Origin of the sequence: Tundrisphaera macrotermitis, assembly GCF_051175315.1 — a bacterium.
GTDB lineage: Bacteria > Planctomycetota > Planctomycetia > Isosphaerales > Isosphaeraceae > Tundrisphaera.
In genome coordinates, this window is record NZ_CP195100.1 from 105,131 (window position 1) to 126,679 (window position 21,549).

19 protein-coding genes are annotated in these 21,549 nt (G+C 70.7%); 6 read left to right on the plus strand and 13 right to left on the minus strand.

Annotated elements, in window-relative coordinates; translation table 11 throughout:
* Window positions 1-183: 183 nt before the first annotated feature.
* The 5 genes from TA3x_RS00445 to TA3x_RS00465 all read right to left on the minus strand — a co-directional run bounded on the left by TA3x_RS00445 (window position 184) and on the right by TA3x_RS00465 (window position 3,612).
* Window positions 184-540 carry a hypothetical protein gene (locus TA3x_RS00445; protein WP_435018144.1) on the minus strand — a complete coding sequence of 119 codons (357 nt, stop codon included), beginning with the start codon at window positions 538-540 and terminating at the stop codon, window positions 184-186.
* Between the two features lie 15 nt (window positions 541-555).
* On the minus strand, window positions 556-1,071 hold the full coding sequence (locus TA3x_RS00450) for a hypothetical protein (RefSeq protein ID WP_435022458.1): 516 nt from the start codon (window positions 1,069-1,071) through the stop codon (window positions 556-558).
* Between the two features lie 187 nt (window positions 1,072-1,258).
* Entirely contained in the window at window positions 1,259-1,627 is a 369-nt protein-coding gene (locus tag TA3x_RS00455) for a hypothetical protein (protein ID WP_435018145.1), read from the minus strand.
* 372 nt (window positions 1,628-1,999) lie between these two features.
* A complete protein-coding gene (locus tag TA3x_RS00460) occupies window positions 2,000-2,338 on the minus strand; it encodes a hypothetical protein (protein ID WP_435018146.1) in 339 nt (112 codons plus the stop codon).
* 278 nt (window positions 2,339-2,616) lie between these two features.
* On the minus strand, window positions 2,617-3,612 hold the full coding sequence (locus TA3x_RS00465; RefSeq protein WP_435018147.1) for a hypothetical protein: 996 nt from the start codon (window positions 3,610-3,612) through the stop codon (window positions 2,617-2,619).
* A gap of 389 nt (window positions 3,613-4,001) precedes the next feature.
* On the opposite strand from TA3x_RS00465, the gene TA3x_RS00470 reads away from it, so the two are divergent.
* Window positions 4,002-5,099 (plus strand): hypothetical protein, encoded by a 1,098-nt coding sequence (locus TA3x_RS00470; protein ID WP_435018148.1) that lies wholly within the window; start codon window positions 4,002-4,004, stop codon window positions 5,097-5,099.
* Window positions 5,100-5,131: 32 nt separating this feature from the next.
* Here TA3x_RS00470 and TA3x_RS00475 read toward each other — a convergent pair whose 3' ends face one another.
* Together TA3x_RS00475 and TA3x_RS00480 are read right to left on the minus strand one after the other, a co-directional pair.
* Complete coding sequence (locus TA3x_RS00475; RefSeq protein WP_435018149.1) at window positions 5,132-5,635, minus strand: DinB family protein; 504 nt, start codon at window positions 5,633-5,635, stop codon at window positions 5,132-5,134.
* A 657-nt stretch (window positions 5,636-6,292) separates the two neighbouring features.
* A complete protein-coding gene (locus TA3x_RS00480; RefSeq protein WP_435018150.1) occupies window positions 6,293-7,366 on the minus strand; it encodes a tetratricopeptide repeat protein in 1,074 nt (357 codons plus the stop codon).
* A gap of 131 nt (window positions 7,367-7,497) precedes the next feature.
* Here TA3x_RS00480 and TA3x_RS00485 point away from each other — a divergent pair, with 131 nt between their 5' ends.
* Window positions 7,498-8,919 carry a glycosyltransferase family 87 protein gene (locus TA3x_RS00485; protein ID WP_435018151.1) on the plus strand — a complete coding sequence of 474 codons (1,422 nt, stop codon included), beginning with the start codon at window positions 7,498-7,500 and terminating at the stop codon, window positions 8,917-8,919.
* On the opposite strand, the gene TA3x_RS00490 is transcribed toward TA3x_RS00485, so the two are convergent.
* Entirely contained in the window at window positions 8,879-9,340 is a 462-nt protein-coding gene (locus TA3x_RS00490) for a hypothetical protein (RefSeq protein WP_435018152.1), read from the minus strand. The two genes, TA3x_RS00485 and TA3x_RS00490, sit on opposite strands and share 41 nt — an antisense overlap.
* Window positions 9,341-9,476: 136 nt before the next feature.
* On the minus strand, window positions 9,477-10,217 hold the full coding sequence (locus TA3x_RS00495; RefSeq protein WP_435018153.1) for a hypothetical protein: 741 nt from the start codon (window positions 10,215-10,217) through the stop codon (window positions 9,477-9,479).
* Between the two features lie 241 nt (window positions 10,218-10,458).
* Here TA3x_RS00495 and TA3x_RS00500 point away from each other — a divergent pair, with 241 nt between their 5' ends.
* Entirely contained in the window at window positions 10,459-10,662 is a 204-nt protein-coding gene (locus TA3x_RS00500) for a hypothetical protein (protein ID WP_435018154.1), read from the plus strand.
* Window positions 10,663-11,018: 356 nt separating this feature from the next.
* Entirely contained in the window at window positions 11,019-11,432 is a 414-nt protein-coding gene (locus TA3x_RS00505; protein ID WP_435018155.1) for a hypothetical protein, read from the plus strand.
* A gap of 70 nt (window positions 11,433-11,502) precedes the next feature.
* On the opposite strand, the gene TA3x_RS00510 is transcribed toward TA3x_RS00505, so the two are convergent.
* Complete coding sequence (locus tag TA3x_RS00510; protein ID WP_435018156.1) at window positions 11,503-12,393, minus strand: DNA-methyltransferase; 891 nt, start codon at window positions 12,391-12,393, stop codon at window positions 11,503-11,505.
* 162 nt (window positions 12,394-12,555) lie between these two features.
* Here TA3x_RS00510 and TA3x_RS00515 point away from each other — a divergent pair, with 162 nt between their 5' ends.
* A complete protein-coding gene (locus tag TA3x_RS00515; RefSeq protein WP_435018157.1) occupies window positions 12,556-12,975 on the plus strand; it encodes a BlaI/MecI/CopY family transcriptional regulator in 420 nt (139 codons plus the stop codon).
* Between the two features lie 45 nt (window positions 12,976-13,020).
* On the plus strand, window positions 13,021-16,128 hold the full coding sequence (locus TA3x_RS00520) for a M56 family metallopeptidase (protein ID WP_435018158.1): 3,108 nt from the start codon (window positions 13,021-13,023) through the stop codon (window positions 16,126-16,128).
* A gap of 22 nt (window positions 16,129-16,150) precedes the next feature.
* On the opposite strand, the gene TA3x_RS00525 is transcribed toward TA3x_RS00520, so the two are convergent.
* From TA3x_RS00525 to TA3x_RS00535, 3 genes are all read right to left on the minus strand, one after another.
* Entirely contained in the window at window positions 16,151-17,503 is a 1,353-nt protein-coding gene (locus TA3x_RS00525) for a DUF1501 domain-containing protein (RefSeq protein WP_435018159.1), read from the minus strand.
* Between the two features lie 151 nt (window positions 17,504-17,654).
* Window positions 17,655-18,872: an FG-GAP repeat domain-containing protein gene (locus TA3x_RS00530; protein ID WP_435018160.1), complete on the minus strand. Its 1,218-nt coding sequence runs from the start codon at window positions 18,870-18,872 to the stop codon at window positions 17,655-17,657.
* Between the two features lie 50 nt (window positions 18,873-18,922).
* On the minus strand, window positions 18,923-21,352 hold the full coding sequence (locus TA3x_RS00535; protein WP_435018161.1) for a PQQ-dependent sugar dehydrogenase: 2,430 nt from the start codon (window positions 21,350-21,352) through the stop codon (window positions 18,923-18,925).
* Window positions 21,353-21,549 lie beyond the last annotated feature (197 nt).

Genomic DNA, 21,549 nt, shown 5'->3' on the forward strand with positions numbered 1-21,549 from the left:
GATCGGCAAATCAGGGCGACCGGCCCGGCCGAAAGGGCCGCATGCGCCTCAACCTAGCGATTTCCCGAAACCACGCAATCCGGACCTGCGGCCGATCCGATGTCGCGGATGGAGCCCCGGATTCGATTTGGGCTGAGCGGCCCCGATCTCGGCGTGATCCGATGGATGGCCGGCCACCGCCGTTCAACCTTCGGGCGGGCCGGGTTTCTTCACGAGGTGATAGGCCTCGACCAGGTCGTTCATGAGGATTTCCAGGCGACGGGACCACTCCGATTCGGCGGTCGAGATGGTGATCGTCAGGCGCTCGATCGAGCCGCCTCTGAAAAGAGCGACGACGAGATTGTCGGGATCGGGGCGGCATTCCCAGACGGACGACTCCGATGTGAAGTTGTAGTAATGCCATTCCTGTCGGGTCAACTCGGACCAGATCATGGTCGCCACGCCCTCCGCGATCGCAGGAGGAGTCGCCGCACCGGGAACCAGGTGTAATGCCATGAGCATCTCATGAGGCAAGATCATGTGGTTCGAGTCATGTTCCACGGAGGCGGCAGACTTTCAGGCGAAGTTCCATTCGCAGGGTAGCCCCGCACCGCAAATCTGGCACTCGAAAACGTCATCTTTCACCAGGTTCCGCTCGCCGCATGAGGGACAACGGCGGAAGATGACCTGGGTCGTGAACTCCCCCGGGTGATCGACCCCGAGGCGGTCCAGCGCCGCCGCCACGGCAGGCCACGACTCGGGCTCGGGGCAGAAGCCGGTCGATTGATTCGAGACTTCGACGACGCTGACGCCCCGCCCGGTCCACTCGAAGAACATCTCCCCGGCCGAGAGGACCGGCTGGCCGCCGCTGCAGGCGATGTGCTCGGAATGTCGGTCCGCCAGGCACAGGCGACCGTCCAACGCCACGACGAAGGTCGCCACGAGCTGGCCCGCGGGCGAGGTCGAAGGCTTGTTCGCGGCGGCCCATCGGTTCAATTCTCGAAGCGAGCCGATGCCCTGCCCCGGCGGTGATGCGGCCACCCTCAGGCGAATCGCTTCGGGGCCGACATAGCCGTAGTGCCTGGGATTCATCACGCCCTTTCTCGCCGGGTGGCAGAGGTTTCGGCGTCAGCAGACCCCGGCGCCTCACGACCGAACACCGCCTCGGCCAGCCCCGCCGACCGGGGTCCGCTTCGCGGAAACCCCTGCCACCCGGCCGAGTGTTGTCAGTCTCGGATGAAGTCCTTTGGCATAGTCACGGCCACCAGTGTTCCAGGGTTCATAGGAGACGGAACGATGCATCTCCTTCGACCACAGCCTTGAGAGCTGCCGCAGGGCCACCGCCGACGACTTCCATGCGATATGCCAATTGCAGGCGACCGGCGTTATAGGTGCCTTCCCAATCAGTCTCCCACCAACCGGCTCCGAACGAGAATCGCATCCGCGAATCGCCGTGTAGCTGATAATTCACCGTGCCTTCATGCTCTTCTTCGAATTCGGTCGCAGGATCGATTGAAAACAAGTATTTCAGTTTGCCGCCCCGTTCGAAGTGGAGTGAGACGACGACGGATTCGCCATAACAAGAGTCGAGGACGATGGGGGTGGCCGTCTGATAGACGCCGTCGTATAGAAGTTCCTCATCTCCCATTATTGAAACTCCCGGTATCTGGCGATGAGTCCTCAGGCGGAGCCGTCTGTGGCACGGGCCGACCATTGCGAAGCTCGGTAGCACCCCACAGGACCGTGATTTGGGCGGCTGGGGCTGGAAATACGCGGTTCCACCAAGCATTTCTCCGGACATGGCCGCCAAGCCGTGTCCCGAAGTGGCCGCCGATGGACCCGCAATCCCGATTTTGCCATGACCCCGACTGCACCGCACGCGGCCTCCACGGCCCCGGCTGTTTTCGAGACTCAGCGGCCGGAATCCGGCGGTCTCGCACGATTTGCCGCCTTCTTTCAGACGGAAGCGGAGTCATGCGAACACTGCCATGGATCAATCAACCAAGGGGCTCGGGCGAGATTACTTGTGGGGGAACGAGTCTGGAAACGCAACCGTTCCATCCTCGCATAGATAGCCCCCAGAATATTTTACGAGTGAAACTTCGCCGCGCTCTTCCTTCCTGACGAGAAGTTCGCCCTTCTCGAAGTCGGCCGACCGGAAATGTTCGCCTTGAAAAAAGCGAAGCAAGGCGTGCATGACTTGCGTAATCTCACCGCTTGCCATGCCCGTCCTGAAATCCAAGTTTATGGCCCCGCCCTCCGAGTCAGTATCTACAAAATCAACCATGACCGTGGAATCCGATACGATTGGGGTAAATGGGCACCAGGCGTTAACGAGTATTTCCAGTATGTACGGCATTAGGCAGCCCTCCGGGATGGACCAGGGGCACGTAGGCTCGGGACCTTTGTCTACCCAACCAGTCGGCCCCTCAATATCGAACCGCTAGACCGACGTTGCCGATTCTCCGGGAGCTTGCTCGTGATTCCAAATGAATCGAAAGTTATGATAATGGATAGGGTTGTGAATTTTCGGGATATGATGTGCCTTTCGACCCCGAACCAAGCCGCTGCCGCCACTCCAGTCGGACGGGCAGGGTGGCCGTGGTCGGCAAGCCATCCACGGCCATCCGGACGCAATCATCCCCGACGCCCCACGCCGGATCGTCCCCGGCCCGCGGCCCACAGGCCGACGAGCGTGGCGACCGACCAGACGGCGACCGAGGCCGGCTCGGGGACCGTCCCCGGCACCACCAGGCTCGAGGCGAACGACACGCCGTACCCCTTCTCCGCCAGGGAGGTGCCGTCCGCGAACGATACGCCGGTGATGCCCAGGGTCTCGTTGTGCCATGCCCCCCCGGTGCTCGTGTTGCTTCCCCAGGACGGCGAGCTGGAAGTGAGCATCAGGGAAAGCGTGTCGCTCATCCCCGACGCATCCACGGCCAGGTCGACGTGGAACTTGCCGACCCATCGCTCGCCCGTGGTGATCGAATCGAAGAGCGTCTGCGCATAGGCGGGACTGATGTCGAGCGGGTGCTGGACCGAGATCTCCTTCTCGTTCGCCCGGGCGACGAACGTCCCGGAGCCATGACCCTGGTAATACTGGGAGTCGATCCCCATCGAAGGGCCGAATTCCAGGGCGAGATCGACCCGGATCGTGCCGGGCATCGCGCCGCCCGAGGCGGGAGAGATCCGAATCACGTCGTCGGCCCAGCCCGCCGAGGCGATCGACGAACCCCCGCTCAACGAGATGCCCAGCCCGGGGGCGGAGCCGGGGCTGGTCCTCGCGTCCACGGCCAGCAAGGATTCGGCCGCCCCGCCCGCACGGGCCGATGCGGTGCCCGAAGCGTCGAAACTGTGGCCGCGCCCGGTGAAGGGGAAGACGCTCCCCGGCCCCCACATGGTGGCCGGGGTGAATCCGGTGCTGCGGCTCCACCGATCGGTTGCCGAGGCGGTCGGGCCGGTTTGATTCGATGAGGTCGCGAGGCTGCCCGCGTAATCCTTGGACCCGGCCATGGCCGAGGCGCCCGACCAGGCTTGCATCGCGTCGCCCCGGGCCGCGCCGGCCGCGAGCGCGAGGCCCAGGAAAATCCCGCAGGAAAGCAGCGGAGGAAGGGAGGCCCTGCGAGAGATCATCCTTGAATCCCTTCGTTTCGACGGCCCGTGCCGCGAGCATCGGGCGTGGGGGGAGGTTGCTGCACGATGACGACTCCTACCCCAATCGAGAGGAATCCACAAGCGAACATCCGGCCGCCGGGCGGAGGGCCGAGGTCGGATTGACGGATCGGGGATTTTTTGTGATGAAGCACCCCGGAAAACAGGATGTTGTAGGGTGAGAGATGGCGGGCGACGCGGGCGGCGATGCCGCGGCGGGGCCCACCTCGCATTGATCGACGTCTCGCGATGCGGCGAGGCCCCCGGGGGGACGAGGACCACCCCCGGCGGCAGAGGCCCGTGGGTTCGCACGCCCTCGTGGGATGCGAACGGTCCGATGCCCGACTCCATGGAAGGAGACGAGGTACCCCATGAAGCTCCGACCCCCGATCGGCGTCCGTCTCGTCCGGCCCCTGGCCGCGATCCTCCTGGCCGCCCTGGCCCCCTCGTCCTCCCCGCCCGCCTCCGCCGGGGACATCTCCGCCCCGACGTCCCCCGCCACCGCCCGCCTCGTCGTGGTCGAGCGCGTCCTGGCGCAAGACCAGGGGGACTGGCAGGTCGACTACGCGTTCCGGCTCGACGCCGACGCCCCGATGACCCTGACGCCCAGCGACGTCACCGCCCGGGTCGAGGGCTGGCTGTCCAACTCCCGCGTCCCCGTCCACGCCACGCCCCGGCGCTCCGCCGCGATGCTCGAAGGGTCGGCCGGCTCGACCGCCTTCGCCGACATCATCACCTCGGCCGAAGAGTGCCAGCGCTGCCGCGAGCGGGTGGTGGTCCGCCTGGACGCCGGGCCGATCCCCGCCCAGGCCCCGGCCCGGCCCAGGGGGTCGGACCCCGAGCCGCTGGCGCCGGTCACGATCGCGCCGGGCGGGACGCTCCGGGTCCGGCTCCGGCTCGAACACCAGCACGACCTGTTCGGCGACTACGACCCCCTGCTCGGCCGCCGCGAACTGGAACTGCACCTGGGGGCCACGGCCTTCCGGGACAACCTGCCGCTCGACCGGGAGCAATACCTGGCCCAGCCCCGCGACACCTGGGGCGAGCCGGCCGAGGATCGCAAGGATAGCCGGATGGCCCTGTCCGGCCCCGACAGCCTCCACCTGGAGGCCGACGTCCCGGGCAACCAGTACTACCGCTTCCCCGAGCGTAAGGTTCGCTATGGGACGCGGATGAGGCTCCGCTATTCGTACTTCATCGCCCACGGGACGGAAGGGGAGTTCCGGGCCCGGATCGCCCAGTACCGCGAAAGCACGAGCGCCTGGAAGCCGCTGGTCGAGGGGGCGTCGGAGCAGACGCTCCGGACGGTCGGCCGCTGGGTCAAGGTCGAGAAGGTGTTCCGGACCGAGCTCGAGGCGACAACCCTGGCGCTCGACTTCCGGATCGTCACCCCCAATGCCGAGATCGGCGAGGTCTGGATCGACGACGTGTCGCTGGAGCCGGTCGACGCCCCCCCGGGCGGCCCGTGACCCGGCCCGCCCGCCCCGCCGATGCCCCCGGCTCACGACGGCCGGGGGGATGTCTCGAAGGCCCAGCGAATGAGGTCGGTCTCGGGGGACGGGGCGCCCAGCCGCCCCAACTTCGAGGCGACCTGGCCGCGATGGTACGTCGCGTGGTTGACCACGTGCCGGAGCGCCGCCCAGAGCGGGGCCGTGCAGTCCTCCCCGCGCATGTTGCGGTAGGTCCAGGGGGCGGCCAGCCGTTCGGGGGTCAGCTCGCGGGCCACGGCATCGAATTCGTCGTGGGCCTCGCCCAGCAGGCGGGCGGCGGCCTCCAGGTCCGGCACCTCCCCCGCGCCGGGCAGGGCGGTCACGACCTCGCCCCGGAACCGGCGGGCCCAGGCCCGGGTGGACCCGGCCAGGTGGACCAGGGTGGCATGGACCGACGGCCAGCCGGGGGCGGGCTCGCGTCGGTAATCCTCGGGGCCCAGGGCGCGGCAGGCGGCGATGACCCTCCCGTCGGCCCAGCGGTTGAAGGCGAACAGCGCGGCGAAGTCGTCGGTCATGATCGTTCCTCCCGGGTGATTGGCGGCCTCGATCCGATCGGACACGCCCCGCCCGGCCCCCGTTCGCGCCCCGGGCCGTCGCTGGCCTTGTCGGTTCGGGGGACTGGGGCTAAGCTGCGGCCCGAATGCCGGGATCGCCCCGATGTCCCCGAACGAACCCAACGACGGGCGGATGGACGGTCGGGACGGCCGGCGGCGAAACGAACCCAACGCGAGCCCGGCATGGATGCCGCAAATTCAGCGAGACAGTTGGCCGGGCGCCGGGGTCGGCTGGCGCCGAAACCCCTGCCACCCATCGGTTCCCGGGGATCTGGGTGGCTGTGGTTGGCTTGCCAACCACGGCGCCGGCGAGTCGGGGTCATGGCGTCGGCCCTTGCGTCCGTCGGTTGGAATCCGCCGGTTCGTCGTCCGGCCTCGCTTCGCATGCCCGTGGGCGCCGTGGTTGGCAAGCCGACCACGGCCACCCGGGAGCCTAAACGAACCCAAGGGGCAGCGTCGGATCGACTTCCAGGCTCTTCGCCGAAACGAACCCAACGCCGGGCCTCCGATCTCCTCGGTCCCTTTGCGTCGAAACGAACCCAAGGGACGACGCTCGATCTTCTCGGAGAAGTTCCGCCGAAACGAACCCAAGGGGCGCCGGGGCTCGTCGGCGCAACATCATCGGGGAGATCGGTTTCCGATCCCTGGTGCTGGTGCGGACTCGCCCCGCCAGGCGTCGGCCAAGTCGTGCAGGCCGGCCCGATCGCACAGGTCGGCGAGGTCGGCGGCGGCGCGGGGGTCCCCGGGCGACCGCAGGCCCGAGGCCAGGCGGGGGCCCAGGGTGGACGGGTCGAGCAACTCGCGGAGCCGGGCGACGGCCTCGGCCTCGCGGCGGGCCTCGGCCTCCTGGCCGAGGGCGCGGAGCGCGCGGGCCAGGCCGTAATGGGCCTTCCAGTCGTGGGGCATCGCCCCGACGGCCCGGCGGAACGCGTCGGCGGCGCGGTCGGGGCGGCGGTCGTGGTCGAGGTCCCAGCGCCCCCGGATCCGGTCGTAGCGGGCGTCCCGGTCCGGCTCGGGCCAGGCGTCGAGCAGGTCGCGGACGCGATCGACCTCGCCGGCATCGGCCAGGGCTTCGGCCAGCGACGCGCGGGCGAAGGCCCGGCCGGGATCCCGGTCGAGGATGGCCGTCAGCCCGGCGATCCGTTCGTCCCGGCCGGCGTCCCCGGCCCGGGGCATGGCGGCCATCCGGTTCCAGAGCGCCACCCGGGCATCGACGTCATCCGGGTCGGCGGCGATCCGGCGCGCCAGGCGATCGCGGGCCTGGTCGTCGGGGATCTCGGCGAACGCGGCGGCGGTCGCGGACCGGAGCAGCCCGCCCCGATCCTCCGACGCGACCCGCTTCAGCGCGAGCCGTCCCAGTTGCAGCGCCTCGACCGTCCGGTCCTCGACCCGGAGGATCTCCAGCCGGAGCCGCCAGGCCTCGGCGTTCGCCGGATCGAGTTCGAGGGCACGCCCCAAGGCCCGATCGGCCTCCGCCACGCGGTCGGCCGCCAGCAGGGCGCGGGCCTCCGCCATCCGGGCCTCGGCGGTCGGGGGGCGGACGCGAGGCCAGGCGATCAACCCGCCGACCAGCCCGACCACCACCGCGACCACGCCCGCCAGCACCTTGACCCTCGACCGCCGTGCGGCAGGGGCCGGCCCCCGGCGATCGCGACGGCTCGGCGACGGGCGGGGCTCGCGGCGGGGCGGCATGGCGGCGGGCTCCGGGCGGGGATCTCGGGGCGTCGCTGCGACGCGGCCCGGGGCTCGAATCATACCTACCGCCTCGACATGCCCGGACGCAAGGCCCACGGCGGCCGGACCCGGATCGGAGGAGACGCATCGTGAGCGACGACGGACGAGACCAGGACCGGGCCGCGACGACCCGGGAGCGCATCCGGCTGCTGATGCTGTTCGGGGCCACGGTGATCGGCTTCGCCTTCGCCCCCCTGCTCAACGGGGCCACCCACCGGAGCAACAAGGATTATACCCTCTGGTACTACGCCGGGAGGTCCGAGGCCCACGGCGTGTCGGTCTACCCCGAGGACGCGCGGCCGTTCCCGTTCATGTACCCGCCTTCGTGCGCGGCCCTGTTCGCCGTGGCGAGCGCGGCCGGCGAGGTCCCGTTCATCACGCTGCTGGTCGCGGTGAACTCGCTGGCGTGGGCCGCGGCGGCCTGGCTCTCGGTCTGGCTGGCGGCGGGCAAGTCGTGGGATCGGCAATCGAAGTGGCTCTACCTGGTCCCGTCCCTGGGCGTGGCGGCCTACGTCCACGATACCTACCTGCTGGGGCAGCCGAACCTGGTGCTTCTGGCCTGCATGGTGGGGGCCGGGGCCTGCCTGCGGCTGCGGAGGCCGATCGGCGCCGGGGTCCTGGTGGCGATCGCGGCGGCCATCAAGGCGTTCCCGTTCATGGCCATCGGCTACTTCGTTTATCGGAGGATGGGCCGCGCGACGCTCGCCCTGATTGTCGCGCTGACCCTGTCCGTGCTGGTCGCCCCGATGCCGTTCCGGGGCGTCACCGGCGCCTATCGCGACCTGGGCACCTGGACGGTGGGCATGGTCTTCCGCTATGACTCGGGCAGCATCGCCCAGAGGCCCGAGCGCGGGTTCGGCTACAAGAACCAGTCGATCATGGCCCTGGCCAACCGCCTGCTCCGGCCGGTCCCGGCCGACGGCGAGGCCAAGGACGGCTGGAAGGTGAACGTCGCCGACCTGGACTTCGCCACCATCAACCGGATCATCCTCATGGCGGCAGCGACTTTGGGCGGCCTCTACGTCGCCGTCATGCCCTGGAAACGCAGGGAATCCGGCCCGACGGCGTCGATCGAGTGGGCGATGCTGATCCTCCTGATCCTGCTGTTCTCGCCCCTGTCGTTCAATTACTTCTACGTCTGGTTGCTGTATCCGCTGACGATGGCCCTCCACCTCGGCCTGGACGCCCCGCGGCGGTCCAGGGAGCGGGCCGTCATGGTGGGGTCCGTGGCGCTGTCTTTGAGCGTGCTGGCCCTGTCGATCCCGTTCCGGCGCGAGGCGGCGGCCTACGGCAACTCGCTCGCCTCGGCCCTGATCCTGCTGCTGGCCCTGGCCTGGCGGATGGCCATCGAGCCGGGCACCGACGCGCCGATCCGGGCGATCCCGCGATGGATCGCCGGCCGCCTGCGCGGGCCGGCCCCGGCGCCCGCCCCGGTCGCGCTGGCCGGCCCGAAGCGGAAGCGGCCGTCGCTCACTCGTCGGGGTCTTCGGGGTCGACCGGGTCGGGGGTGAAGGTGGCCGCGTGTTCGAGGAAGCGCGGAAGGAAGCGGGCGACGAAGACCGCCGCGGCGATCTGGGTGGAGGGATTGTCCATCCCCCAGATGCTGACCCGGGGCTCGTCGAGGTCCGGGTCCATCTGGATGCAATACTGCTCGTCCACGGCCAGCGAGAACGGGACCTCCTCGAACCATCGGTGGGCCAGGGCGTTCACGCCCGGGCCGCCGACCGAGATCGTGGGCCAGACCTGGAGCGGCTTGTCGTTGAGCCAGCGGAAGTCGGCCACGACCAGCACCCGGAACTCGGCGCCGATCTTGTCCGCGGCGTGCTCGACCTGCTGCTTGAGATAGTAGGCCAGGGGCCGGTCCCGCTCCTCGGCCCGCAGCGTGCTGCCGGCGACGATCAAGAGCAGGCGGGACGGCGAATCGTCGGCCATGCGCGAACCTTTCCGGGGTGTCTCGTCTCGGTGGGATGTCGAAGGGTCGCGGCGCGACGGGGCCAGACGCCCAATCGTAGCGAGCGGGACAAGGCATCGCCAGGCCATCTGGCCGGCCCGTGCGCCGGCCCCGGCCTCACTTCGCCTCGGTGGCCCGCCACAGGGCGATCCGGCGGAGGGCGGCCTCGGCGGCCTGGTACTCGTCGTCCCCCTCGGCCTCGAACTGGTGCCCCACGGCGCGGAGGCCGTCGACCGGGATCACGCACGAGAATTTGGCCTGGCCCTCGACCTCGGACGTGATCTCGTAGCGGGCGATCCCGGCGGCCCGGAACCTCCGCCGCAACTCGGCCCAGTCGCGGGCCGGGCCGGTCGCGGGTGCCGATCCCGGTGCCGATGCGGCCGGGGCGTCATCGGACTGGGTCGAGGCCAGGCGGGCCACCGGGTCGGACTTGGGCGGCGCCGGGTCGGGGAGCGGGGCGGGGGCCGATTCCGGGGCCGGCCCGGTCTCGAACGCCGGGGGCGTGGCGAGCGTGGGCGGCACGGCCGCCGCGACGAGCGGGGCGGCGGCCGGCGGGGCCGCAGGCCGCGCGGGTGGCGGGGCCGGGGACTCGGCCAGCGAGTCGGGACCGTCGGACGCGGGGGCCGGGGGCAGGCCCAGGTCCAGGAGCGGAGCCTGGGCCGTGGGGAACGGGTTGGTCCGCTCCGCCGGGGCCGGCGGCGCCTGGGTCGGGCCTCGCGCCGGGCCGCCGTCGACCACGATCCGCGGCCCGCCCGAGGCCAGGGCCTTGAACCAGGCCAGGCCGGTCCCGTTCACGACGGCCCCGCCGGCGAACGCCGCCCCGATCAGGACGATGGCGAACACCCCGTGACGCAACATGCCGGCCTCCTTGCCCTGGTCCCGATCCGCGCGAGATTCGCGGACGCCCTCCAAGATGAGGCCGCCCGCGACGAATGCCCTTCCCGGGGCATCGGCCATTTGACCCGGCGTGGCCGCCCCTGGCAAGGGCAATCCCCGGGCGGACTGCCCCGAGATCCGCGACCGAAGTCCCGAGATCGGAGGGGATTCGGTCTCCCTTCCCGGTTCCCTCCCGGGCCCGTTTCGTGATAGGCTCGACCCCATGTTCTGCGTGATCTGGACCATCGTGACGCTGCCGATCCGCCTCCTGGCCTGGGCCGGCGACCTCGTCGGCCGGCTGGTCGGCCTGGCGATCGGGTTCGCGCTGATGGTCCTGGGCGTCTTCCTCGGCGCCGGGCCGTCGCTCGTCCTCGGGATCCCCGTGTTCGTCGTCGGCCTGATCCTGACGCTGCGAAGCCTGGGCTGAACGGGCCGCGGGCCGGCCGATCGCCCGTGTCGAGGCGAGACCTTGCGCAACGATTGCGCGAATTTGCAAGAATCTTGAAAAATCATCCAGGGGAGACGCCGGGCCGCCCGACGTCGAGCCGACGAACATCGCCGCCTGTCGGCGTCTTCGAGGCGTCCGATTCGCGGATCTGAGCGGGTCCCGATGACGTAACCCCAACGATCGCGACCCCGAGCGGCCCGCGCGGGATTAAATTAAATCCAATGGCATACCAGATGCGTTGCGAGCGGTCCGCTGATAGAATGCCACACGTCGCCAGATCGCGGGCGACCCATCTCGTTCCCATCTCTCCCGATCCGACGCGAAAGGACGAGTTCATGCTCCCCAACGTCGCGATTTCCGCCCGTCTGCCGGGCCAGCCCTCGCCGTACACCCGCTCCCAGATGGACTCCCTGAACGTCGCGCTGGGCGCGAGCGAACAGGAGGCCGAGCAACGCCGGGCCAGCCTCGCGGCGGAAGCCCGCCGGCTCGCCCGCCGACGCTCGGTCGCCGAGGCGGTCGCCGCCCGGAGCCGTCAGAACGACCGCAACCTGCCGGGGGATGCCCCGACCCACCTGTTCCAGAGGGCCAAGAGCAAGTCGACCCGCCTCAGCCTGGTCTTCCACCGCGCCATCGAATCCCTGTGGGAGGCCGGCGGCTTCGACGAGGCCCTCGCCATCTTCCGCGAGTCCAAGGGGGACGCCGGGGCCCGGTCCCGCACCATCCCCATCGGCCCGATGAGATCGAACTGACGGCCGGGCCGGCCGCCTCGAACGGCGGGGATCGCCTCTCCCGATCCCCTTCCCCCGTCATGCGAACCGATCAGCGGGCCAGCGACCGCTTCGTCCGGACCTTGGCCGTCGTGGCCCCCACGCGCGGCTCGTCGGCCCCCTCCAGCGGCTGGCCGGGCTCGGCGGCGTCGAGCCGGGCCTGCACCCGCGTGGCGTAATCGCCCGAAAGCTCGAACCCGACGTGGCGGCGGCCCAGCTTCTTCGCCACCGCCAGCGTGGTCCCGCTGCCGGCGAACGGGTCGAGCACGAGGTCGCCGGGATTCGACGACGCCCGGATGATCCGCCCGAGCAGTTGTTCGGGCATCTGGCACCCGTGCCACCCGGCGCGTTCCTTGAACGTCCCGCAGACGCGGGGGACGTACCAGGTATCGTCCTCCGGCGAGAATCCTCCCGGGACGTCCTGCGGACGCAGGATCCAGGTATCATCCGGCAGGCGTCCGGCCGGATTCGCCCGGGCGTCGGCGTAAATCAGCTGGCGGGCCGAGGGGACCCGGATCTCATCGACGTTGAACGTGAATTGCTCGGGATCCTTGACGAAATAGAGCAGGTGGGCGTGGCTCCGGCTGAACTTCCTCTTGCAGTTCACCCCGAACGTGTAATACCAGATCACCCAGCTCCGGGGGCTCATCCCCAGCTCGCGGTGGACCATGACCTTCAGCTCGGCAACGAACTCGTCGCCGATCGCCAGCCAGAACGACCCGGACGGCTTCAGCACCCGGTGGACCTCGCGGGTCCAGGCCCGGGTCCAGTCCAGGTACTTGTCGGCCTCCAGCCGGTCCTCGTAGACGTCGTAGCGATAGCCGATGTTGAAGGGCGGATCGGCGAACGCCAGGTCGACCGAACCATCCGGCAGGCCCCGCAGGCCCTCGACGCAATCCCCGATGTGCAGGCCTTCGAGGCCCGCCCCGCCCTGTTGTTTCATCGTCGGACTTCCATGGTGCAGGCGCAAGGGGACGGCCGGCAAGCCGGCCGCGATGCCCAACTATACACCGCGCGGCCACCTCGCGCCATTTTCCGATCCGGTTCTTGACGCCTCCTACAACGCGTCGTAGTATGACTCCGACATGTTGTAGGAGGCAATCGCATGGATTCTCAAGATGCCTCGATGCCGCCCCTGGGCGACGTCGAGCTGGACGCGCTGAAGGCGCTGTGGGACGCGGGGCCGAGCACGGTCCGGCAGGTGGCCGAGGCCCTGCGGGTGCGGGGCCGGACCATGAAGTACACCACGGCGCAGACGCACCTGAACCGCCTGAAGGCCAAGGGTTACGCCGAGGTCGTCCCCGGCGGCGACGGCCCGGCTCTGCTGTACCGGGCGGCGTCCAGCCGCGACGACCTCCTGCGGGGCCGGCTCCGCGACCTCGCCGACCAGTTGTGCGAGGGGACCCCCGCCCCCCTGGTCCTGTCCCTGGTCGAGGGGCACCGCTTCACCCCGGACGAGATCGCCCGGTTCCGGGCCCTGCTCGACCGCCACCGCCCGGACGCCGGGCCGTCCGCGTCGGATTGATTTCGCTTCCCCCCGTCCGCCGATCGATCGAGGAGGGCCCGGCCCATGCTCTGGTGGTTCGCCCAAACGACGATGGTCGCCGCCGCCCTGGCGGCCGTGGCCCTGCTGGCCGGCCGCTGGCGGCGGGTCGGCCCCGAGGCCCGCCACGCCCTCTGGCTGCTCGTCCTGATCAAGCTCATGATGCCCCCCTTCGTGGGCTGGTCATGGACTGTGCCGAAGTTCCCCGAAAGACCGCCCATCCTGGTCGCCGCCTCCCGGGAAGTGCGGCCCGCCCCCGAGGTTCTGCGATGGGATGACGCCGAGGTTCTGCGATGGGATGACGCCGAGGAGATCCCCATTGCGGATGATCCAGCCATCCCCGAGGAGCCGAGACCGCAGGCCAGGGACTTGCTGGCCGATCCTGCTCCGACCCCTGCCCCCGTTCTGGTGCCCGCCATCCACGAGACACCCCAGTCGCCGGTTTCGCTCAATAATCGCGGGCCGACGCCGATCCCTTGGGATTGGATCGCCCTCCGGGCGTGGTGGATCGGGACGCTGGTCGTGGTGGCGTGGGAACTGTCGCGGATCGCCCGGTTCGGTTGGAGGTTGCGGCGGGGCGTGCCGGCGCCCGCGTGGCTGGAGGCGGAGGTCGATGCCGTGGCCGGCCGATTCGGCGTCCGGCCGCCGCCGACGCGGGTCGTGGATGGGGTATCGACGCCGGTGCTCTGGTGCCCGGGCCGGCCCCGGCTGTACCTGCCCTCGGGGCTGGTGGCGAGCCTGACCGCCGACCGCTGGCGCGGGGTGCTGGGGCACGAGATGGCCCACCTGGCCCGCCGGGATCACTGGGTCTCCCGGCTCGAACTGGCGGCCGTGGCCCTGTGGTGGTGGAACCCCCTGTTCTGGCTGGCCCGCCGCCGGCTCCGCGACGAGGCCGAGCGCGCCTGCGACGCCCGGGTCGTCCGCGCCTGGCCGGACCACCGCCTGACGTATGCCGAGTCCCTGGTGGATGTGTGCGAACGGCTGTCCCGGCCCGCGATGCCCTCGCCCGCGTTGGGCGTGGGCGGCGGGTCGGGGGCCGCCCGATCCCTGGAAAGGAGGCTGTCGATGATCCTCCGCGACCCCATCGCCCCCCCCGCCCCGTTCCGGACCGCCCTGGCCGTCGGCCTGCTCGCCGCCCTGGCGCTGCCCGCCTGGACCTTCGGCCAGCAGCCGGATCCGCCGACCGAGGCGATCACGAAGCATCCTGCCGCCACGCCCTTGGCTGAAGCTCCGAAAGAGGCCGCCGCGTCTCCGACCGCGGCCCGGCAGGTCGACCCCGCGGGCCGACCGATCGGGATCAAGCCGGACGGATCGCAGGCTCCGGCCGCGGCCGAGCCGCCCGGCCCCGCCGAGGCCGCGAAACCGCCCGCCGTGGCGGCCGACCTCACCATCCCAGCGATCGCCGAGGCGGTGGCCCACGCACACAGCCGACGTCCCTCCCTGTCGTTCCGCTATGTCGTCAGCCAGTGGTCCAGCCAGGGAGGCACCTCGAGGAACGGCGTGCAGGTGGCCGATGTCCTCCTGGATGGGGCCTCGGACGATCACCTCCGGATCGATGCGATCGGACGGCCCCTCAGCGGCTCAGAGGGGGCGGGGGGCATCCGCCCCGCCCGGGCGCCGGGTTGGTACTTTCGGCGGTTCCTGGCCCGGAGCCCGATGGGCGAGATGACCCTGGCGCTGTCCTCGGACCAGGCTGGGCCCGTGCTCATGGACTGGAAGGCGATCCACGCGGGATTGGGTGGGATGCGGACCCTCGGTAGTTCCCCGCTTGCGATCGATCAGCACCCGGGTTCGCCGCTCGACCCGGGCCCCGAGTCCGTCCTGAATTATGATGGGCGGGTCGGGAAATTGCTCGGTGGCATCGCCCAGGCGGAGATCGCCGGGACCGAGGTCATCGATGGCGAGGAGGCGGTGCGGATCGCCTGGATCGCCAACCGGTTGCCCGGCTATCGGGGCCTGCTCTGGCTCGCCCCCCGCAAGGGTTTCGCCCTGCTCCGGTCCGAGGAGATCTATCGCATCGTCCCGACGGCCACGGCGGGGATGGGCTCGATCCAACACCATCAGGTCCGCCGCAAGCAGGCCGGCGACTTCGTGGCCGTGGGCGATGGCTGGATGCCCCGCACCGTCACCCTCATGGACGCTGGGTACGAGCCCCAGAGCGACCCATCGGCCCCGCCCCAACTCCGGTTCCGGCGCGAACTGAAGATTCAGGTCGAGGACTACCGGGGCGTGACGACCACGCCCGAGGACTTCCGACCCAAGCTGGCGATCCGCTCGATCGACGAGAAGACCGGCCAGTTCCTGGTCGACCCGCCCCCCCTGCCCGACGGCCTGCTCGCCCGCCTGGAGCGCGCCGCCCGCGAGGCGTCCGCCCTCCCGATCGATCCGCTGCCGGCGCCGGGTGACGCCGCGCCTGCGGCCGCGAGGCCGGCCCCCGGGTCGACCTCCGGATCCCGCCTCAAAACGTTGTCCCCCCGGGAGAACTTCCTCGCGGAAGGCCGGAAAGCCTCGATGCGCCTGGACGCATTGATGGCGAAGAAGGACCGGACCCCCGAGGAGGAGGCCGAGCTTCCCCTGTTGCAGGCCACGGTCAAATTCTTCGACGAAGCGGGCAAGGTGCAGCCCGCCGGGAGCACGAACCGCGATCGGACCGAGGACGCCGAGGCCCCGGCCCGCACCTCGCTGGCCGACCTGCGCGACTCCGTCGAATTGGCGGAATTGCAGGTCGCCAATCTGAGGAAGGAGTCCGACCGCATCCAACACGGTTTGAGTCGGGCGCGTGACCGCCGGGCAAACTTGACCGCGGATCGTCCCGTCGGGAGCGAGGCGAGGACGAATGCAGACCGGCTGGACGCCGAGATCGATGATCTCCGGGACCGGGCCGCACGGCTGGAATCCGAGCTGCCCGAGGCCGAACTCCGGCTCAAGCAGGCGAGGCGGAGGGTGGAGGCCGAGGAGGCCCGGATCAGGCGGGAGATCGAGCGGGCGAAGTCCCGGCTCGATTGGGCCGAGAAGATGTTCTCCAACAAGGTCATGTCGGAGGCCAACTTCAACGAGATCCGCGACCGGTACGACGACCTGATGATCCAGATCGATCCCGATCACAAGCCGACGCCGACGCCCAAAAAGCCCTGACCGGCGGGCCCGCCGATCCGCGTCACAGGAGGGCGCGGATCGGCTCGCCGTCGGCCAGGACGTGCGGGCGGCCCTGGGCGTCGCGGATCGGGGTGCGGGGGTCGACGCCGAGGAGGTGGTAGAGGGTGGCGAACACGTCGCCGGGGGAGACGGGATCGGAAGCGGGATAGGCCGCGATCCGGTCCGACGAGCCGTGGACCCGGCCCCCCTGGATCCCGCCGCCGGCCATGACCACGCTGAAGCAGTAGGGCCAGTGGTCGCGGCCGGCCGCGTCGTTGAACCGGGGGGTGCGGCCGAACTCGCCCATCATCACCACCAGGGTTTCATCGAGCAGGCCGCGGGCGTCCAGGTCCTCGATCAGGGACGAGAAGGCGGCGTCGGTGGGCGGGAGGAGGTTGTTCCTGGTGAGCGAAAGGTGGTCGCCGTGGGTGTCGTAGCCCGACCCGCCCTTGCCGTTGTCGTGGCGGACCCAGTTGACGTGGACCAGCCGGACGCCGGCCTCGACCATCCGCCGGGCCAGCAGGGTCGACTGGCCGAAGGCGTGGCGGCCGTAGCGGTCGCGGTCGGCCGGGGACTCCTTGGCGATGTCGAAGGCGTCGCGGGCGGCGGCGGAGCCCAGGAGATCGAAGGCGCGGGCCTGGAACGGGTCGAGGTCGTCGCCGAAGGCGGCATCGTCGTCGGGGCCGTCCAGGCCGTCCAGCAGGGCGCGACGGCGTCGGAGCCGGGCCGGCGAGAGTTCGGGCGGCGGGGCGACGACGCCGGGGGAGTAGTCGGGCAGGTTGGGGTCGCTGTTGATCCGGTAGGGATCGAACCCCGGGCCCAGGAACCCGGCGTGCTGCCCGGCGCGCTCGGGGCCGTTGGGGGCCATCGCCTCGGGCAGCATCACGAACGGGGGCATCGCCTGCGCGGCCGGGCCGATCATCCGGGCCAGGGCCGACCCGGCGTGCGGGCGGTCGAGCCGGCTCATGAACGAGGCGTCGGGGGCGGGCCGCTCGATCGGGGCGCCCGCCATCATCCAGTAGGCCGCCGCCGGGTGGCCCGACTCCCGGTGGTGCACGGCGCGGAGGATCGCGTACTTGTCGGCGATCCGGGCCATCCGGGGCAGGTGCTCGCAGATCTGGATGCCGGGCACGTTGGTATCGATCGGCCGGAACGTGCCCCGGATCGCCTCCGGGGCGTCGGGCTTCATGTCCCACGTGTCCTGGTGGGCCGGCCCGCCCGATAGGAACAGGACGATCACCGACTTGGCCTTCGGGGCGATCGCCGCGACGGAGGCCCCGGCGCGGAGCCGGAACAGGTCGGGCAGCGCCAGCCCCCCGCCCAGCCCGACGGCCCCGACCCGGAGCCAGTCGCGCCGGGTCAGCCGAGCCGCCATGCCGCCGCTCATACGCCTGGCCATAACGGGGTGCCCCCTCATCGGATGGCCGGAAGGATGGGAATCCGACCGATCCCCCGATGCTACGCGATCATCGGCCGCGACGCATCGGGGAATTCGCGGGGAATCGGCCAAGCGGGCGGGGCCCCGCTCACTTCGCGTCGCGGGTTTGCTCCAGGAGGAAGACGCCCTTCTTGTTGGCGGTGACGATGTCCAGCAGGCCGTCGCCGTTGAAGTCGACGATGGTGAACTGGGTGCCGATGCCGCTGGCGTCGTCGATGCTGTGGGGGGTGAAGGTGGTCATGCCGTCGGCGGCGCGGTTGGCTTCGAGCCAGTAGATGTGGGCCGGCTTGTCCGAGCCCGGCTCGGCGCGGCCGTGGGACCAGAACCGCTTGCCGGTGACCAGGTCCTTGAAGCCGTCGCCGTCGATGTCGGCGGCGATCAGGGCGTGGGTCTCGGAGACGAGGTCGGGGAACAGGTCGTGCTTGATGAAGGCCGGGTGGCCGTCCTTCGGCTCGCCCTGCTCGAACCACCAGATCCCCAGCTTGTGGGCCGAGCTGGCGACCACGTCCATGGCGCCGTTGCCGCTGACGTCGTAGGCGATCATGTCGGCCACGGCCTCGCCGAGCCTGGCGGGGTGGAAGGCCCACGGGGCCTTGGCCCGGGATTCGTCGGCGGGTTGTTCCCACCAGCCGGCGGTGCAGATCACGTCGTCGCGGCCGTCGCGGTTGAGGTCGCCCGTGCCGAGCCCGTGCGAGAACCGCTGGGTGCCGGGGGCCTTCGGCTCGCTGATGGCGTGCATCTCCCAGGGCTGGGCGGGGTCGGAGCCGGGGGCGAACCAGGCCATGGTCCCCTCGTCGTCCTTGCCCGGGGGCTGGGCGCCCATGACCAGCACGCGGCGGCCCTCGCCGAAGAGGTCGACGTAGAGCGGGGTCTCGTTGCAGGCGCTGGGGGCGATCTCGTGGGCCGGCCAGTAGCCCGGCTTGTCGCCCGGGTTCTCGTACCAGATGGCGGCCTTGCCCGGGAAGCCGACGACGACCTGGTCGATCCAGCCATCTTTATTGATGTCGTCGGCCCAGCAGGCCATGCAGTCGCTGTAGCTGCGGAGGCCGTCGCCGTAGTCGCCGGGCTTGCGGATGTCGTGCTTGGCCCAGGTCGGGGCCTCGTACCACGAGTCGCCGATCAGGATGTCGAGCTTGCCGTCCTTGTTGACGTCGGCCGCGGCCACGCCCTCGGAGCGGAACCGGCCCTCGATCACGGTCTTCTTCCACTTCACCGGGGTGGCCGGCTCATCGCCGAGGGCCGGGGCCGTCGCCAGGACGACGGCCGCCAGGCCGAGCACGGATTCGGACCAACGACGCAGGTTCATGGGTGGGGTTCCTCGGGGGATCGCGTTGCCTGGGGGCCGATGCCCCGACTCTACTCGGATGGTCCGGCCGGCACCACCGCCGGGCCGCCCGGCCCGGGCAGGGACTCGATCCATTCGCGGATCACGGCCAGGGCCTTCGCGTCCGGGACGTTCCGGGCCAGGGGCGGCATCTGGAGGCTGGGGTCGCGGCTCTCCATCCGGCGATGGAGGACGGAGCGGGCCGGGTCCCGGGCCATGACCACCCGGACGTCGCCGAGCCCGAAGGCGTGGGCGATCTCGCCGTCGACCAGACCCTGCTCGGCCATCGCGGTGTCGAACCGGGCGTCGAACCGGGCCCGCACGCCGTTGGGCCGGTGGCAGTGGGCGCAGTTGGCGTCCAGGTACGACCGGACGCGGTCCTCCAGCGGGGCGTCGGCACGCCCGATGGGGACCAGCCGGGGGAGCCGGGGGATGTCGGCCTCGGCGAGTTCCGGGTGGAACAGGCCGACCCGGTTCCAGGCCCGGATCTGGTTGTCCTCGCGGCCGGTCCCGGCGTAGGCCATCGGCCCGTTGAGCTGGCGGGTCTTCACGCCCAGGACGTAGCCGGCCTGGGGGTTGTGGCAGGTCATGCAGTCGCGGGGGTTGGGATAGTACCAGGACTGCTCCCGCGGGCCCTCGGCGGTCCGGATGGTGAACGTCTCGGTCCGGTCGTCGTCGAGCCGCTCGGCGTCGTCCTGGGCGTCGTTCCAGCGGTAGGTCGCGCCGTAGGCCATGCCCCCTTCGGCCAGGACCATCAGCCGGGTTTCCAGCCGGCGGGGCGGGCCGTCGGCGGTCTCGTCGGTGTCCAGCTCGAAGTGCTTGACGAACACGGTGCCGACCGGGAACGTCCACTCGCCGGACGCGGAGAAGCCGATCCGCTCCCCTTCGCCGTAGGGGGCCCCGGCGTTGGGCACGGCGATCCAGCGCTTCTTGGCGGCCCCGTCGGACCAGAGCGGGGCGTTGACGTCGTAGGGGATCAGACCCGGGGCCGGGTCCAGGGTGCGGAGGTCGCGGAAGGCGCCGGTGGCGGACAGCATCGCGGGCAGGGCCATGCCGGCCGGGTCGGCGCGGGCCAGCTTGAAGATCTGCCCGTGGTCGCCCATCTGGCAGAGCAGAAGCTCGCCGTCGGCGTCCTCGCCGAACGAGGACAGCCCGGTGCCGTAGGAGTTCGAGGGGATCGTGGGCAGGGTGCAGAGCAGGACCACCGACGGCCGGGCCCCCGGCTTCTCGGTCAGGGCCCAGACGCAGCCGTTGACGTCGCCGAAGATGTACTTGCCCCGGAGCGACCTGGAGTGCTCGCGGCCCCGGTAGGCATAGCCGCCGATCACGGCGTTGCCGTCGGCGTGGGAGTATTCGTGGATCGGCGGGATCTCCCGGCCGATGACCTCGGCGGGGCGGGCCGGGCGGCCGTCGACGGTCCCTTCCTTGAACCGCCACTGGTAGTTGCCGCCCCGTTCGATGAGGTTGATCTCCTCGCGGGCCCCCTCGCCGACGTCGCCCAGCCAGATCCGGCGGCCGACGGGGTCGTAGGTCATCCGGTGCGGGCTGCGGAGGCCGATGCACCAGAACTCCTCCAGCGCGTCGGGCACGCCGACCCACGGGTTGTCGTCGGGGATGAAGTAATGGGCCGTGGTGCCGGTCCGGGGCTGCTTCGGCGGGGGGTGGCTGATCCCTTCGCCCCGGCAATCGACGTCGATCCGGATCACGCCGGAGAACAGGTCGCGGTCGATCTTCTGGGTGTTGCCGGTGTCGTGCCCCTCGTCGCCGATGCTCAGGTAGAGGAAGCCGTCCTCGGGGTGGAAGAACAGGCCGCCGCCGTTGTGCCAGAGGGTGTCGTTGCGCTGGTCGATCAGGACCAACTCCGAATCCGGGTCGGCCGCCTCGGCGCCGTCGGGCACGGTGAACCGCGACAGCCGGTTGCAGGTGGGCGTCTCGGTGTCGGGCCGGTCGGGCCCCGGCGTCGGCCGGTCGGTGTAGTTGTAGGCGACGTAGAAATAGCCGCGATTCGGCGAGTCGGGCCGGCCGAATTCGGGGTGGAAGGCCAGCCCCAGCAGCCCGCTGTCGTCCCACCCCTGGCACCGCCCGCGGATGTCCAGGAAGGTCGCCTTGGTGGAGACCGTGGGCATATTCTCGAACGATTCGATGATCCCCTGGCGTCCGCAGACGTAGAGCCGGAACCCGCCCGGAGCCTGGGTGACGAACACCGGGTCCTGGAATGTCAGGTTCGGGAACGCAGGGACGGCCTCCCAGCCCCCGGCCGAGGCGGGCGGGGTCGTCGGCAGCCTCCGGTCGAGGTAGGCGCCGATCGCCTCTCGCCGCTCCAGGCCATAGGCCGGTTTGGTCGGGATGGCCGGTTCCGGCGGCGGTTCGGCGGTGCCGCAGAGCGCGGCGGCGACCAGGGCGATCGAGGCGGGCTTGATCCCGCGGGCGATCCGGGGGGATGGATTGGACGGGAGCGGCATCCGTGGCTCCGAAGGGGCGATGATCCCGGGTGCGGTCGCGAAGTGTGCGAGCCGATGCGGCGCGGGGTCGATCCGAGGGGGCCGGGATCCGTCCGGCAAGATCGCCCGCTTCCCCGGGCCGATCGGACCGGGGCCACCATTAGAATCCGGAGGGCCGTCCCCGATCCAGAGCGCTTGCCCCGCGATGCCCGAGATCA

Coding starts and splice junctions, on each gene's coding strand:
- TA3x_RS00495 (WP_435018153.1), bottom strand. CDS start 10,217: ATGTTGCGTCACGGGGTGTTCGCCATCGTCCTGATCGGGGCGGCGTTC.
- TA3x_RS00530 (WP_435018160.1), bottom strand. CDS start 18,872: ATGAACCTGCGTCGTTGGTCCGAATCCGTGCTCGGCCTGGCGGCCGTC.
- TA3x_RS00535 (WP_435018161.1), bottom strand. CDS start 21,352: ATGCCGCTCCCGTCCAATCCATCCCCCCGGATCGCCCGCGGGATCAAG.
- TA3x_RS00500 (WP_435018154.1), top strand. CDS start 10,459: ATGTTCTGCGTGATCTGGACCATCGTGACGCTGCCGATCCGCCTCCTG.
- TA3x_RS00460 (WP_435018146.1), bottom strand. CDS start 2,338: ATGCCGTACATACTGGAAATACTCGTTAACGCCTGGTGCCCATTTACC.
- TA3x_RS00480 (WP_435018150.1), bottom strand. CDS start 7,366: ATGCCGCCCCGCCGCGAGCCCCGCCCGTCGCCGAGCCGTCGCGATCGC.
- TA3x_RS00515 (WP_435018157.1), top strand. CDS start 12,556: ATGGATTCTCAAGATGCCTCGATGCCGCCCCTGGGCGACGTCGAGCTG.
- TA3x_RS00465 (WP_435018147.1), bottom strand. CDS start 3,612: ATGATCTCTCGCAGGGCCTCCCTTCCTCCGCTGCTTTCCTGCGGGATT.
- TA3x_RS00505 (WP_435018155.1), top strand. CDS start 11,019: ATGCTCCCCAACGTCGCGATTTCCGCCCGTCTGCCGGGCCAGCCCTCG.
- TA3x_RS00525 (WP_435018159.1), bottom strand. CDS start 17,503: ATGGCGGCTCGGCTGACCCGGCGCGACTGGCTCCGGGTCGGGGCCGTC.
- TA3x_RS00450 (WP_435022458.1), bottom strand. CDS start 1,071: ATGAATCCCAGGCACTACGGCTATGTCGGCCCCGAAGCGATTCGCCTG.
- TA3x_RS00455 (WP_435018145.1), bottom strand. CDS start 1,627: ATGGGAGATGAGGAACTTCTATACGACGGCGTCTATCAGACGGCCACC.
- TA3x_RS00475 (WP_435018149.1), bottom strand. CDS start 5,635: ATGACCGACGACTTCGCCGCGCTGTTCGCCTTCAACCGCTGGGCCGAC.
- TA3x_RS00470 (WP_435018148.1), top strand. CDS start 4,002: ATGAAGCTCCGACCCCCGATCGGCGTCCGTCTCGTCCGGCCCCTGGCC.
- TA3x_RS00490 (WP_435018152.1), bottom strand. CDS start 9,340: ATGGCCGACGATTCGCCGTCCCGCCTGCTCTTGATCGTCGCCGGCAGC.
- TA3x_RS00520 (WP_435018158.1), top strand. CDS start 13,021: ATGCTCTGGTGGTTCGCCCAAACGACGATGGTCGCCGCCGCCCTGGCG.
- TA3x_RS00510 (WP_435018156.1), bottom strand. CDS start 12,393: ATGAAACAACAGGGCGGGGCGGGCCTCGAAGGCCTGCACATCGGGGAT.